The following is a 13,151-nucleotide window of genomic DNA, read 5'->3' on the forward strand; positions in this document are numbered from 1 at the left end:
TGGGGTTTAAGGGCAAGACAACTTGCGTTGCGAAGTAAAGTTCCCCGCCGTCAGGCGCACCACGAATGCGCCGTGGCTCATGCCCGCAAGATCAAGCGCCAGCGCACTGCCAGAGAACTTCTCCGAATAGAGCAGGTGACCTTGCATATCGAACAGGCGCACTTCCTTAAGGCCCGGTACATCGGCAAGCACATGGAGCATACGGCCTTCCAGCGAATAATGCACCTGCGGCATTACGGCGCCGGCATCCGCGATACCCATAAACGCAGACGAGCTGGAACGCTGCCAGATATTGAAGCTAGACGAAGACACAATCTTTACGCTGGAGCTAGAAGCGACACTGCTTGACGAATTCCGTTCACTGCTAGAGCTGCGTACGCTGCTAGAACTTCTGGCCAAACTACTGGAACTTCTCGCAATACTACTGGAGCTTCTGGCGATACTGCTAGAACTAGCAATGCTGCTGGAACTGGCGACAGATGAACTCGATTCTTCGGGGCAAGCCGAAAGCGACATTCCCTGCGATGTGGTAAAGCAAGCCCTGTCGTTACCGTCTAGCACAATATTGTAAACGCCCGGCACAGAGGCTTTGCCATTCTTGTTTACGTAAGTGAAATTGGCGTAATAGCCCTTAGCGCCCTGCACGGCCACAATCGCCACTCGCTGGTGGTTAATGTCACCGTTTGCATTATTGTTCGTCACGCAAATTTTCTGGTCAAAGTCAATATACCACACGTACACGCCATTGGCACTGGAACGCGCACCCCAGCCCAGAGAATTCTTGATATACGAATCATATGATTCCGCAGGGCGATATTCAACAACAAAGTATTCGTCGTTTTGGTTCGGGTTCGTAACGGAATACGCCTCCATCTTGCTCAACTTCTTGAGCGAGTATGTTTTATCGGCTTCCAGTTCTTTCAGCTTCAGCCAGCCCATGATTTCTTTTTCGTAGGCGGAATAGCCCATGGGTGCATTGCCCTCGTTCATCGTAGAGCCGTTATACATACCCAACGACATAATGTCGTAGACACTCGGACCGTCGACCTGGTTATTGTTTGCGTCCTTGCCGTAATGGTCATTCAAGCCCATCACATGACTGAACTCATGGGCAAACGTACCCATCTTGTTGATTTTCGAATTCCTGGAACCGTCCGCATACTGGGCGATAAACAAGTACTTGTCAAAAGTGTAGCCGCCTGTTTTATACGCCGAAGGGAACCAACCCGAAGAAGATCCGTTCGACTGCATCCAGAACTGGTGTCCCCAGAACAGACCGCTCTGCTTAAGGGCATCTTCTTCCATGCCCGGGAACAAGAAGATAAAGCCATCGACATTGGTTCCGCTGAAACAATACTTGGCCGCATTAGCCTGGAAATCGGCACGTTTTGCCAACTCCGTAAGGCCCTCGGCAGTAAACTGGCCTTCCTTAAAATTGTCGCCGGTGCCATAGTCCGTCAACGCCTTGTTGAGCTTGATCGGGTACACGTCGAAATGCGGCGAGAACATGCTGTCGGACACATACAAGAAGTAGTCACGCAAGCTTCCGATATTGTTGTTGACGTTGTAGCCCGGCTTGTTCAAGAAATCATAGAACGCAGCCGAATCGCCATGATTTTTATCGGACGTGCCAATCAGAAGTACCGGGAACCAGCGCTCTCCCTTCGTCCACTTTTCAGAAACCGCACGGCGAAGCATCAAGGCAGATACGCCATCTTGGTTGTACGCCATTACAGGCGTATGGGTAAACTTCTGTTCGCTGTTCAGTCCTTCTTCATCGGGAAATCGGTCACCATTCAGTTCTTGGTGCTTTTGATGAACCGCCTCCTGATTTAAACCGTTCAAAAAGGATTTTTCTTCAGCGGTGCGATCCACCGGATTCTTTGCAATAAACTTGCTCGGAGTGCCGTCTTCACCCACATACACGTAACTACCGTTGCCATCACCCGCTACAAGGAAACCGTCAGAAGTTTCTGTAAAGAAGTAATGTTCATCACCGAAATGACGAATCGAAACGGAGCTACCGTCTTTGTTGGAAACAGTCTGGAAACCCGGAGCAGCCGGACGCGCACTCACTTGCGAAACCAGAGTGCATACCGCCGCCATCATGTATACAAATAACACCTTTTTCATTTCCCAAAATCCTCATCTATAAAATAACCCCTTTTTTCCGAAATATTCCAACTTGTTGTAGTAAAAATGTGTTAGCATCGTGTAATAAAAGCTTAAAAACAGCTCATTTTGACGAATTCGGTGTAAAAATTCCCATTTCTTAGCCGTTTCCCGCCATTTTGTGACCTGCGTAACATGTTCTCAAAAATTTCAAAAAAAATTATACAATATCCGCATAAAAAATCTATATTAAGACTGTGAATCGTTTTTTAGACATATACCAGTTTACTCACTTCCGCAAGTTCTTGGAAGAATACCAGGTTGCCCGTGCCAAAGAGGAACCCAGTTTTACCCGTACTGAAATTTGCAACCTGCTCGGCCTCGAAAAAAGCCGCAGTTACTTTGCAGATGTTGTCAGGGGCAAAAAGGTTAGCCCCCGCATGGTGCAAAAATTTATTGAAATCCTGGAACTCGACAAAAAAGAAGCCAAATACTTCGAAACCCTGGTCGAACTGGACCAGGCCAAAAACGAATCTATTCGTAACGCCGCGATGCAGGAGCTCTTGAAGCTGCACCCGAATCCGCAACACATTTTAAACGAAGACGCCTACGACTACTACAGCCACTGGTACAACAGCGCCCTTTTCGCAATCCTCGACGCCATGGACGTGGACGACGACATGACTCCGGTGCAAAAGCGTATATTCCCCAAGGTTCCGCTCGGAAAGCTCAAGGACTCGCTTGCACTCCTGGAGCGCCTCGGACTTGCACGCAAGAACGAAAACGGCTTCTGGAAGCCCACCAAAGAAAGTATCAGCAGCGGCCCCTACAACAACGCCGAACTGATCAAACAATACCAGCTGCAGTGCTTCGAACTTTCGAAACAGGCCCTGATGACGCCGCCCAAGCAGCCGACCGTCATGAGCACGCTCACCTTCAGTATTTCGAGCGAGGCATACAAGAAACTCGAAGCCGAGCTACAGGAATTCAAGGCGAAGGCAAGGCGCATTATTGGCGAAGACAAGGAACAAGCCGACGGCGTGTACCAAATGAATATTCACCTGTTCTCAAATTTGGAGTAAACCATGACAAGACGAGAAATGACAAAATTTGCAACGCTCGCCTTCTCCATGGCGACACTTTTCAGCGCATGCGCAATGCCCGAAGACAACGGGACCTCTACCGCAGGCGTACTCACCGAGACAGAATCCGGGCACACCGTGGCTTTTACCCTCCACTCCTACGTCGACGAATACAACCCCAAACAATCGGCCAAGGTCAATTTCGCACTGACCAAAATCGAAGACGGCAAGACAAAATTGTTGGATTCCGCCACCGTCAAATACGGGGACTACGCCGTATTCGAAGACATAACGGGCGCTTACAGCGTCGTTGCGACCGCAACAGGACTAAACGGCGAAAAAGACACGCTCTACGGCGTCGATGTCTTGAAGCGGAACGATGTGGACACGGTATACGTCCGCGTGCAGGAACCTGCCACCCTGAAAATTTCAACCTCTTACACCGAGATTGTCAAGACAGACGACGGCAATGAAGCGCAAGAAGTTTTCTCTGAAGGTTCTATTCTCTGCATTACGGGAACCCTCACTTGCAAGAAAATTTCCGAGGACGACATCAAGCGCGGCTACGCCATTGTCGAAAACATTCCGCTTTTCGGCAACGACGATTACGTCAAACAAATAGAAATCCAAAGTGGCAAGGACCTCCGCACGCTGGGCGTCGAATGGAACTTCAGCGCCGGCGACACCCTGTACGCAAGCGAAACCGCAATCGTAGAAAAGAAATTACTCGAGTTCAACTTCAAGCTCCCGGAATCGGACATGTACGACACAATTGGCGGCGCCGTACTAGATTCGCTGATTGTCCCGATCAAGATTTCCGACAACGACTACCGCTACGATAGCCGATACACCAGCAAGTTCTTCTTGGACCAGCTCGGTAACGTCATCCACACTTCTTCGAAGGGAAAAATTCTATCCGAAGATACAACCCTATACTGGATTGTAGTCCCCAAGATCGATTCGACCGCAACGTTATCGTTTGTAAGCGGGAAATACAAGGACTACACCGCTTACAACCGCATTCGTGAATTCATTTCCGCCCCCTTGACGGACACTCTCCTTACGACTCGAAATATATTTACCGACAGCAGCTTCGCACTTTCGTTCTGGTTCGAACTGGATAGTCTTGAAAAAGACGGTCGTCTGTTCTACTCGGGCACAGACAGCCTGGGCTTTGAAATCCGCCGCTGTGAAAAGGATTCCACCGCGCTCTGCACTCGAATCTACAACGGCATCGACACGGTATCGACCGACTCTATCGAATACGGCAAGGCAAGCGTCATTGACGGCAAACGCCACCACTATTCATTCGTCATTCACAAAAAGCACCTGACGATTGCCATAGACGGCGAAACCGTTCGCGACACCGACCTCAAGCTTTCAACGGAATTCTTCAAACTCGAAGAAATCTACACCGGCAGCGCACCAGCGCAAGACGTAATGCTCTACTCTTTCGGCGATTTCATCAAGTACAAGAGCGACAAGAACTGGACCCGCCTCAAGGCTTGGCTCTACGCCTTCTACGAAATGCAGAAATAGATTACTCGCCGACAACGAGCTTCAAGTAAAGTTCCTTGAGGGCGTCACCCCAGAGGTACATGAAAGGGGCGGCCACCGCAAGGAACGGGCCAAAGGGAATCTGGCCGGCGCCTTCATCTTCGGCATCGTCATTGTTTTGCGAAGCCTTGTTTTGAGCAGCCTTTTTAGCGGCCCTGCGTTCAGCAACCTTTGCATACGGCACCATAATGAGAATGCCAAGAATCGAAGCGATCACCAAGACTTCGACCGCGCGGGTCACACCCATAATCGCGCCAAAACCGGCCAGCAACTTGACATCGCCAAAGCCCATGGCAGCCTTGTTCAGCACCTTGGTCGCCACCCAGCCGAGCAGGTAAAGTCCACCGCCCGCGGCAACAGCGCCCACAATACTTTCAACCGGAGTCATGCCGCCCGGAATAAAAGAAATCACAAGGCCTGCGACAATGCCACCCACCGAAATGGAATCAGGAATTAATTTGTACTTAAAATCAACAGCGCTGACCGGGTAAATGCCAAGCAAGAGCCAGAAAAGCGCCAAGGCATCGGCCCACACTTCGAGGCTTTGCACCGGGGCGGTAAAATCCGTAGTAAAACCGGTAGCCGCATAAAGGGCTAGCGCCCCCAGAAGACCGCACAGGGATTCCCCAATCGGGTAAATAACGCTAATAGGCTGCTTGCAGCAGGCACTTTTCCCTCTTAGAATAATCCAACCAACAATAGGCAAGTTGTAATACAGCGGAATATGCTTCTTGCAAAGCGGGCAGTGCGAAGGCGGGTTAATCAGCGAAATTCCGCGGGGCATGCGGTACACAATTACGTTATAAAAACTGCCAACGCAGGCGCCCAGCACAAAAAATACGGCCAGGCTGTACCAAAGGGGGATTTCTTCCATAAACTTGCTCCATCAGTGTAAATTTTCACTCACGCTTTTCAAATAAAAAAGATAGATTTAAAGTGTAAAAATTGTTTAGTATTTAATTGAGGATGTGCTATGCGTGTACCCCATTTTTTATTGTTCACCCTCGGCCTTAGCGCTACGCTAGCCCTTTTCGGATGTTCTAGGGAGTCGTCCGTCAAGGAAAACGTAAATCTGAAGAATAACCACTCTCGCGTATTCGCCTTCGACAAGCCGATCGAAGATGCGCAGGCATTCGCCGACTCCATGGCAAACGTCGCCGCAAGCGAAGCGGACACCATTCCGGACACCCTGACCGTGACCGTGAACGACTCCGTGTACCTGATCGGTCTCTTGCCCTACAACGTGGACAAGATATACAGGTTCCAGTGGACGCTTACCAAAAAGAACGGCAAGGACACCATTATTATTGGTGACAACGCCAAACCGCAAGCATGGGCTTACGCAAAACCGGGTCTCTACGAACCCAAGTTCGTCGCCTTTGACGGCAACAACGCAACCGATACCGCCGGTACCGCCACCCGCAAGTCTTGGATTCGCGTCATCGACACCAAGCCGATCCTGGTCCTCCCCAAGGACACCCTCTGGACCAAGCACGACGGCGACATCACCTTCCCGATTCTCGCAACCGATTCCTTCGGAACGATTGTCGACGTCATGATCGACCTGGACGCAAGCGGCAAAAAGGAATCCGCCAAGACCGTCAAGTACAAGAGATACGAAGACAACGACTCGCTCTACCTGACCATCAAGAACAAAGACGCCAAGATGGATTCGCTCGGCAACCAGAAAATTTATGTAATCGTAAAAGACGACGATGGCAACGAAACCAAGGACAGCGTGAACTTGCACTTCAACCGCATCCCAAGGCTCAAGGTCATTTATCCGCAAGACGGCGCACGCCACAACATTAACGATCGATTCTACTTCTACTACGAAGGCGAAGACGACGACAACCCGCAAGACCTGCAGTACTTTATTTACGCCCAGGTTTCCAAGAACGGACAGCCTCCGCAAAAGGCATTTACCGACGAGGACTTGATCGCAAAGGCATTCACCTCGAACATCTTTGAACCGATCGACGCCAACGGCAAGAACAACATCACCCTGATTAGCGACCCCGGCAAGACCATGACGGGCCGCATTTACTGGGACATGTACGCCACCGACGGTTACGACATCGTAAGACTCACCCGTATTTCTACTGGCGAAGAGACAAGCCGTCCGTGGAACTTCTATATCGGCGACTTGAGCTCGACACAAGGTTCGTTCACCGGTGTCGTCAAATACCAGGGCCGTACGGTTCATTCCGGCATTCACGTGGAATTCAACAACGGCAACAAGACCTTCGACGCTTACACCGACAGCAAGGGTAACTACACCGTCAAGGCCGATGCCGGCAACTACACCGCAACCATTACTTCCGATTCGCTCAAGGAATACCAGAGCGCAACGGTCAAGGATCTCTTTATCGAATCGGGCAGCCTGCTACGCATGGACGAAATCGAATTGAAAGATTCCGTCAAGCCTGTCCTGCTCGTAAAGAACATCGACACGCTCAGGACCCGCAACTACAATCAGACCATCTACGTCCGCGACTTGGGTGCAGGCATCGAATCGGTCAGTGCAAGCATTGACGGCGAGGCAAAGTCCTTGACATGCAGTGTCAGCGAAGACAGCGCCGTTTTCAACTGCGCCCTGGACCTGAAAAACCTGCTCGACGGCGACCACAAACTCGTTTACAACGCCAAGGATAAAGCCGGCAATGTCGAAAAGTTGGAACAGACTATTACTATCATGGCGACTAAGATTGCTCTCAATGTCAACGGAGACAAGAACGCTCGTATTGGCGAAGGCGAATCGCTCGTATTTACGGCGACCATCAGCGAAGCGGTTCCTGTTCCCAAGAAAGTTGAATGGTCCTGGGACTTGAACGACACCAAGAAAACAGGCGATGTCGACGAAGACGGGAAGGCCACAATCACATACACTTACGACCAGCTCAAGGATTTAGCTGTCGCAGGCAGCGAATACCTGATGACGGTATCTTACACCGAAAACGGAGCAAACGTAAAGGCCCAGGTCAAGTTCGGTATCCGCGGAGACGACCCCACAATCATCTTTGCGGAGCCCGCTTTCGACGATACCGTAAGCCTTAACGACCCAATCGCATTCAAGATTAAAACCTATCCGGGCAAGGCCAGCACAAGCATGGTTATCAAGTGGAACTGTTCCAACAGCGATAAGCTAGCTACCGGTTACAGCTGCCCTGCAGACGATACCAAGGAGGCAAACCTGGCTTACAAGGCTGTAGGCACATACACGGTTACCGTAACCGTTACAGACCAGGACAACAAATCCGGTACAGCCTCTACCAAGGTAATCGTGATAAGCGACCCGCCAACGATTGATGTCACTACCGACAGCAAGACGAACGAATACAAGATCAACAGCGTTGTCACCGTAAAGGCGTCTGCAAGCGACAAGTTCGGCACCATCAACAAGATTGAATGGGGCTGCAGCAACGGAATGGTCAGCTACGACTACAAGAAAGACATTGACCCGCCCGCAGCATCGGTCAGCGATATCGCCCTCCAGTTGACACTTCCGGGCGCCGAAGTCAATAACCACCGCTGCATCTTTAGGGCAACCGACGACGACGGCGAACAAGGCTTCGACACACTCACCTTCAAGACTTTGCTCGACCCGCCCACCGTGCGCCTGAACACCAAGAGAGACACGGTCAAGATCAACAGCAACCAGACTATTAAGGCAAACGCTACCGACAAGCTCGGTTACATTGCCAAGTACGAAAACGCCTGTAGCGAAAACTTGAACGAACTCAAGAACCCGACGTGGGAAGAATCGACCTCGTCCCAGTTCACCGTGCGCATGCCGCAGACTGCAACGGATGCCTACTACTGCGTGGTTCAGGTCACCGATGATGACGGCAACACCGCCCGCGACACGGCAATTTACAAGGTCATTGTCGGCATGCCGTCTGTCACAGCCTACGTCAACCACAACAAGGTCACCATCAAGGACGTCGTCGAACTGAACGCGCACGCCCAAGATTCCTTGGGCAGCATCGCCAAGTACGAATGGGGCTGCGGTTCCGCCTCGGCCGAAAACATCGGCTTTACCTATTCGTCGTCCACGACGCCGCGCACGACCATGACCATGCCTTCTACCGCCCAGAACGGCTACAAGTGCATTGCCCGCGTCACCGATGACGACGGCAACATTGCCAAGGACACTGTCGAAATCGATATCGTCCTTGCACCGCCGAGCATCGAAGTGACCAAGAAGAACTTGACCGTTCGCGAAGGCTACAATATCACCTTGAACGCCGACGCCTACGACAACAACAACCTGCCTTCGGACCCGGGCAGCATTGCCAAGCGCGAATGGAGCTGCGGCACGCCCGAACAGATTGCAGGCAAGTGGAGAACCGTCAGCGACTTTGACACCGTCTGGAAAGCGCCTGCCGCCGAAACGCAGTTCTACTGCGTTGCCCGCGCCACCGACAACGACGGCAACATGGTTTCCGACACCATGAAGATTACCTTCTCCACGGACATTCCGCTGATTCGCGTCAAGGAAGAACTCATCTATATTAACGAAGGCGACGGATTCACTCTCGACGCCACCGTAAACGACGTATGGCAAGGCATTGACTGGTTCACCTGGGAATGTAAGGACAAGGCCACCGGCAAGACTTTGGAATCCAAGGTCAGCAAATACGACTACGCCGCCAACGGCAAATCGTTCCGGATCAGCAAGGATTCGACTTACTCCGAAAAGGGTAAAGACATGAATTGTATTGTGTCCGCTCAGGAAACCAGCACCAAGGCAACCTTCAGCGATACGACCGCAGTCCTCTTGATGAAACACCATCCGGTAGGCGTGATTTCGGCAGCGGACACCGTTTACCTATGGAGTGGCGACGAAGCGGTCGATGATGAAGCCATCTACTTCTACACGCCGGAATGGAACGCGAAGAAATCCATCATGGGAGACCTCGGTAACGAAAGCATGCAGGATTACTGGTGGAAATTCAGCAATGTCGACGGCAACTTCTATCAGGGCAAGAAAGACGGTACCCTTGATACAAGCATCGCCGAATTCAACACGGCCTTCATCCGTAAAACGACCGAAGGCTCCATGACCATTACTCTGGACTATCGCGACAGCACGTCTACAGCCCCGACGCATTCCTTCTACAACAGGCACCGCGCCGAAGAAGTCAGCCGCAAGGTGTACTTCCGCAAGGCATGGCAGAACCAGGGCAAGGACACCGTCTTCGCTCAGACGAGCGTCAATACGGCACCGGCAATGGCCCTTGTAAACAACAAGCCTGTCGTTGCTTATCTTGAAAGCAAGAACGTCCTTGCGGCGGCACGCTTTGACGGAAGCGTATGGAAATCGCTCGGAACGGTTTCGCTAACCGATTCCATTTCACAGATCTACGTAAACGCCCATGGAGGAAACTTCTACGTCGGCGCTCTGGAAAGCAGCAAGAAACTCTCCGTCTACAAGTCGACAGGCGGAACGTCGGCTCTTTCGACCGTCGGCTCAGCATTCACCAAGGCGCTCGCCGCAAAAATCGTGAGCAAGGAGTCCGAATCGTCCCCGCATGTCGTGCTGCTGAACAGCGATGACCAGAAGATCTACCTGTACGACTTCAATGGCAGCACCTGGAGCAAGAACACAAAGTTCGGCACATTCGACGGCAACCAGAACTACCGCGAAGTCGAAGCCACCTACGATGGCAACGGCAAGCTGATCGTGATGGGCATTACGACCGGTTACACCGCCTACTACGGACTATACAAGACCGACTACTCGCTGATCAAATGGAACGGTTTCAGCGCAGCGGATGCAAGCCAGCCCAAGCTCGTTTGCGACGGATCCACCATCTACATGGGCTTCCTGAGTCGCGACGTAAACACCTACGGTCCGCGCATGGGTAAGGGAACGATTAAGGAGGGCGAAATCTCCTGGATCAAGCAGAACTCCAAGTTCGCAAGTTCCCCGATTTCCGAAGGCATCATCGCCTACCACATGAGTTTAGTCATCCATAACGGAATCATCTACGCCGCCGTCGACGACAACGGCAAGGCAGCCTACTCGCAGGTGCATGTCTACAGGTACGAAAACAACAAGTGGCACCTGCACGGCGAAAACCAACTGCCCTACTTCAACACGGTCTTCTACAAAAGCAAGGGATACTTCCTGCGCGGCTGGGGTCCGATGCTCGACATCGATGGTTCCGGCAAAGTTTACTTATCCATGCTCGCCCGCGAAAACGTGGGCGGGGCAAGCCGCAACAACGGCCCGCTCGTCATGAAGTACGTGGCCGACAACTGGGAGATTAAATAATGAATATTGAAATTGCCTCTATTTGTGATGCTGCAACCGCCAACGGCGCTGGCGGACGCTTGAATATCCTTGGAGCTTTCGACCGTATATATGCAAACTTTCCGCTGGTGATTCCGCAGTGCTCTACGGCTTTTAGAATCCGTTACATGCGCAGCGAAGCGGGCCTGCACGACTTGACTCTTGTATTCGAAGACGTTTGCGGCAAGCCAATCGTGCCGCCCATGCAGTCCAAGATTCCGCTGGAACCTGTGGCCCAGGGCTTTGACACCGCCGCGGTGAACATGGTCCTGAACTTGCAGCGTTTCCAGATCAAGCGCCCAGACAAGTACATCATCCGCTTGCTGGTCGACGGCGAAGAATTGGTCAGCTTGCCGCTGTATGCACTCGAAGCACCGCAGCAGGGCGGTCAGGCTCCCGACGCCCCGATTGCCCAGGGCGAGCAGGACTTGCCGAATTAGACGAGAGACGAAAGGACGCCGCTAAGCGGCTACAGACGAGAGACTGCGACGCAGAATGCGGCGCGCATCGGGGCCCCGACTGCAGCCGCTTCCAAGTCCACAAAATGAACCGCTACAGGTTCAACAGAATCCGGCCGCTCCACAAGCACCGGATTTTTTTGCATATCACGCCTAAGGGTGCCTTCAAAGAATTCACCGCCCACACACTTGTAAAACGCCTCCTTGCGGCACCAGAGCTTAAAGAATTCCTGCATGGCGCACGCTTCATCGAGGCCCGCAAGCCACGTAGATTCCTCTTTGCTAAAGAACCGTTCGGCCAGGTGCAGGCGTTTCGGCGAAAATTTCTCCAAATCCACCCCAATCTTCAAGCGACCACGGGAGCCGCGCTCACCATAGGCACACACGCAGTAGCCCTGGGAATGCGTCCAGTTCACATCAAAGTCTAGCTTCGGGAACTCGGGGCGAGGATTCACCTTGGACTCACACAGGTCGGCCGCACTCACGGGGCAGCCCGAATACTCCGACAGAAGGCCAAAAATCACCGAACGGTGATCCGGCTTTTGGGCAAACCCAGCCAGGTGGATTACCCCCAAAGGAGTTTCGGCATCGAGCCTATGGATTTTATTTTCACTCATAATACGTTCAAACCAAAGATAATTTCTACTTTAGGGGCATGAATTTGACTTTCCACAAAAAAGCAGGTTTGGCCCTAGGTACAATCGCGCTTGCGCTCGCTGCATGCGGCGACATCAACAACAGCTGGGAAGTCAAAGGCGGCGGCTACCTCAAGTACACGCTCAACGGCGACGGCCCTTACACCATCGAGCTCGACAAAAACGACGTAGAGCCCCCGTTTTACGTAAACAACAGCCATCACTACTTTTACTTTTGCACACGAATCGAAGAAAGCAAGGAAGGCGACCAGCTTTCGCTCATGGTCAACAGCCCCCAGACCGGCAAAGATCTCACTCCGGTGGGCCGAGCAAGCTTGAACGGCAGAATGCAGACCGTTTCATGGTTCCGCGCCAATTTCGCGACAGAGGCCCCCCTTATCGTCGACAGCAGCACCATCAAGTTCGACGAAATCATCAAGGATTCCCTGTGGACAGCCGATTTGGACCTGTATTTCATGGATTGCCGTTCCGGAAGTTGCAGCGACAGCCTTCCACCGCTCCATTTGACCGGCCGATTCCGCTACTGGGTACCCGATTCAGAGAGATAAGTTGGCAGAACTTAGACCGCTGCGCTCTTAGAACTTAGAAAAAAACATCTAATCACTAAGATCTAAGTTCTAATAGCCCCTTGACAACCTAATTTATATTTTCTATAATTGGTCTCACCTCGGTCGATTAGCTCAGTTGGTTAGAGCGCTACCTTGACATGGTAGAGGTCACAGATTCGAGTTCTGTATCGACCACTGAAAGAACCTCGCTTCTAGCGAGGTTTCTTTGTTTTCTAGACTTTTTTATTCATCTCTTTAAATTTAAAAGGGAGAAGGCTCTCCCTAATTACAGCCCCTGCTCGAGCCTGCTCCGCACACGAACATGGATTCGGCCTTCGGCCTCTAATGTTCGCTTAGCGGCCAGTCTCTCACCGGGTCTTCCATTACCCTTTCGCCTAAGGGCTCTGCCCTTAAGAACCCGAATTTCAGAAAACAAATCT

General features: G+C 51.8%; 8 protein-coding genes and 1 tRNA gene. 6 read left to right on the forward strand and 3 right to left on the reverse strand.

All coding sequences use genetic code 11. The features are described from left to right. Positions 1–6 precede the first annotated feature (6 nt). Complete coding sequence (locus B7988_RS09715; RefSeq protein WP_088657735.1) at positions 7–2,133, reverse strand: immune inhibitor A domain-containing protein; 2,127 nt, start codon at positions 2,131–2,133, stop codon at positions 7–9. Positions 2,134–2,369: 236 nt separating this feature from the next. Here B7988_RS09715 and B7988_RS09720 point away from each other — a divergent pair, with 236 nt between their 5' ends. Together B7988_RS09720 and B7988_RS09725 are read left to right on the forward strand one after the other, a co-directional pair. Continuing rightward, the gene (locus tag B7988_RS09720) at positions 2,370–3,194 is read left to right on the forward strand and encodes a TIGR02147 family protein (protein ID WP_088657736.1); all 825 of its coding nucleotides are present in this window, start codon (positions 2,370–2,372) and stop codon (positions 3,192–3,194) included. 3 nt (positions 3,195–3,197) lie between these two features. Next, positions 3,198–4,733, forward strand: a complete 1,536-nt coding sequence (locus B7988_RS09725) for a LamG domain-containing protein (RefSeq protein ID WP_141225623.1) — start codon at positions 3,198–3,200, stop codon at positions 4,731–4,733. A gap of 1 nt (position 4,734) precedes the next feature. Here B7988_RS09725 and B7988_RS09730 read toward each other — a convergent pair whose 3' ends face one another. Continuing rightward, positions 4,735–5,625 (reverse strand): A24 family peptidase, encoded by an 891-nt coding sequence (locus B7988_RS09730; protein WP_088657738.1) that lies wholly within the window; start codon positions 5,623–5,625, stop codon positions 4,735–4,737. Positions 5,626–5,724: 99 nt separating this feature from the next. Between B7988_RS09730 and B7988_RS09735 the strand changes: the two genes are divergently transcribed. After that, on the forward strand, positions 5,725–11,031 hold the full coding sequence (locus B7988_RS09735) for a hypothetical protein (RefSeq protein WP_088657739.1): 5,307 nt from the start codon (positions 5,725–5,727) through the stop codon (positions 11,029–11,031). Continuing rightward, positions 11,031–11,489, forward strand: a complete 459-nt coding sequence (locus B7988_RS09740) for a hypothetical protein (protein ID WP_073319624.1) — start codon at positions 11,031–11,033, stop codon at positions 11,487–11,489. Before B7988_RS09735 ends, B7988_RS09740 begins: the two co-directional genes overlap by 1 nt. A gap of 29 nt (positions 11,490–11,518) precedes the next feature. Here B7988_RS09740 and B7988_RS09745 read toward each other — a convergent pair whose 3' ends face one another. Next, entirely contained in the window at positions 11,519–12,124 is a 606-nt protein-coding gene (locus B7988_RS09745) for a 4'-phosphopantetheinyl transferase superfamily protein (protein ID WP_073319621.1), read from the reverse strand. Between the two features lie 38 nt (positions 12,125–12,162). On the opposite strand from B7988_RS09745, the gene B7988_RS09750 reads away from it, so the two are divergent. Together B7988_RS09750 and B7988_RS09755 are read left to right on the forward strand one after the other, a co-directional pair. After that, positions 12,163–12,711 carry a hypothetical protein gene (locus B7988_RS09750; RefSeq protein WP_088657740.1) on the forward strand — a complete coding sequence of 183 codons (549 nt, stop codon included), beginning with the start codon at positions 12,163–12,165 and terminating at the stop codon, positions 12,709–12,711. A gap of 121 nt (positions 12,712–12,832) precedes the next feature. Continuing rightward, positions 12,833–12,906: transfer RNA gene (locus tag B7988_RS09755), tRNA-Val, on the forward strand. The last annotated feature ends 245 nt before the right edge of the window (positions 12,907–13,151 follow it).

It is taken from the genome of Fibrobacter sp. UWB1 (assembly GCF_002210325.1).
GTDB lineage: Bacteria > Fibrobacterota > Fibrobacteria > Fibrobacterales > Fibrobacteraceae > Fibrobacter.

What these genes read in the sequence shown, in the direction of transcription:
- B7988_RS09725 (WP_141225623.1), top strand. Translation starts at nt 3,198, where the DNA reads ATGACAAGACGAGAAATGACAAAATTTGCAACGCTCGCCTTCTCCATG.
- B7988_RS09740 (WP_073319624.1), top strand. Translation starts at nt 11,031, where the DNA reads ATGAATATTGAAATTGCCTCTATTTGTGATGCTGCAACCGCCAACGGC.
- B7988_RS09750 (WP_088657740.1), top strand. Translation starts at nt 12,163, where the DNA reads ATGAATTTGACTTTCCACAAAAAAGCAGGTTTGGCCCTAGGTACAATC.
- B7988_RS09730 (WP_088657738.1), bottom strand. Translation starts at nt 5,625, where the DNA reads ATGGAAGAAATCCCCCTTTGGTACAGCCTGGCCGTATTTTTTGTGCTG.
- B7988_RS09745 (WP_073319621.1), bottom strand. Translation starts at nt 12,124, where the DNA reads ATGAGTGAAAATAAAATCCATAGGCTCGATGCCGAAACTCCTTTGGGG.
- B7988_RS09715 (WP_088657735.1), bottom strand. Translation starts at nt 2,133, where the DNA reads ATGAAAAAGGTGTTATTTGTATACATGATGGCGGCGGTATGCACTCTG.
- B7988_RS09735 (WP_088657739.1), top strand. Translation starts at nt 5,725, where the DNA reads ATGCGTGTACCCCATTTTTTATTGTTCACCCTCGGCCTTAGCGCTACG.